The sequence below is a fragment of the Polynucleobacter sp. 39-46-10 genome, assembly GCF_002282275.1.
This window is the reverse complement of sequence record NZ_NCJB01000485.1, coordinates 1-1,337: the sequence shown is the minus strand read 5'-3', so window position 1 is coordinate 1,337 and position 1,337 is coordinate 1. Positions and strand designations below refer to the sequence as shown.

At 44.8% G+C, this 1,337-nt stretch carries 2 protein-coding genes; one reads left to right on the top strand and one right to left on the bottom strand.

The annotated features are described in order from the left end of the window. Positions 1–109: 109 nt before the first annotated feature. The gene (locus B7X71_RS17015; protein ID WP_215303457.1) at positions 110–808 is read right to left on the bottom strand and encodes a CoA transferase subunit A; all 699 of its coding nucleotides are present in this window, start codon (positions 806–808) and stop codon (positions 110–112) included. Between the two features lie 206 nt (positions 809–1,014). Between B7X71_RS17015 and B7X71_RS17010 the strand changes: the two genes are divergently transcribed. Further along, a partial coding sequence (locus B7X71_RS17010; protein ID WP_293601612.1) for an NAD(P)-binding protein occupies positions 1,015–1,337 on the top strand: 323 nt, incomplete at its 3' end.

The window sequence follows — 1,337 nt, the reverse complement described above, 5'->3', positions numbered from 1 at the left end:
TAACCATCCTTTAACTCTTTAGCAGCACGTGCTGCCATTTCATCTCTATTCCAAGGCATATCAATCTTCCTAAATATTCTGTACTGTTTTTATATTGCTGCGATGAGTATTAAGCTGCAGATAAAGTGCGTTGCTCAATACGCTTCTCGGGCGTAGTGTTCAGCACCAAGCGATGCACGTAGATGCCTGGTGTATGAATCTGATCTGGATCCAACTCCCCGTTCTCCACGATCTCTTCCACCTCAGCAACCGTAATCTTGCCAGCCATTGCCACTACTGGATTGAAGTTACGTGCGGTGTAGCGATAAATCAAGTTACCTGACTTATCCGCCTTCCATGCTTTGACAAGAGAAATATCAGAAACAATTGCGCGCTCCATGATGTATTTCTCGCCATCGAATTCTTTTTCTTCTTTACCTTCAGCGACCAAAGTACCAACACCAGTTTTGGTATAGAAAGCGGGGATACCACAACCACCTGCACGCAGCTTTTCTGCCAAAGTACCTTGTGGAGTAAATTCCAGCTCGAGCTCACCAGCTAAAAACTGACGCTCGAACTCTTTGTTTTCACCCACATAGGATGCAACCATCCTCTTTACTTGCCTTGAGTTCAATAGCAAACCCAAGCCAAAGCCATCCACACCAGCATTATTAGCAATTGCCGTCAGATTTTGCGCGCCAAGATCCTTTACCGCTTGAATTAAAGCCTCAGGGATGCCGCAAAGACCAAAACCGCCAACAGCGAGCTTCTGACCATCCTTCAAGATATCCCGCAAGGCATCTACTGCTGATGGGTAAGTTTTATTCATACATTCGTCCTAATATTGCCAAAAAGGTAAAAAAAGTAATCATAACGCTTTGGGAATCCAAGCTCGAAGCCAGTTGGCACCTAGCTGGGTTTTACCGCTTAGAACTAAACTAGAAGGGTTCAAGGAAGCCATAAAAATGGTGGAATTGCTAAAAATTGCTGAAAATGCACTCAGTAGCCTATTTTTAAGAGATGTCGGAGAGTGAAATGAACGCCCAGGAATTGCTCGAACAGTTCGGACCTAGAGAATCGATGGACTATGACCTAGTCATTGTGGGAGGTGGCCCAGCTGGTTTATCTGCAGCCATTAAAGCCAAACAATTGGCAAATGAAGCTGGCAAAGAGATTAGCGTTTGTATTTTGGAAAAAGGCTCAGAAATCGGTGCTCATATTCTGTCGGGCGCCGTTATGGATCCCAGAGCCCTCACAGAACTTTTCCCCAACTGGAAGGAAATGGGTGCGCCACTGGATACTGAAGTGACTCAAGACCAGTTTTTATTCTTAACAAAAGAAAGTTCGTTCCAAGTTCC

Coding starts and splice junctions, on each gene's coding strand:
- B7X71_RS17015 (WP_215303457.1), bottom strand. CDS start 808: ATGAATAAAACTTACCCATCAGCAGTAGATGCCTTGCGGGATATCTTG.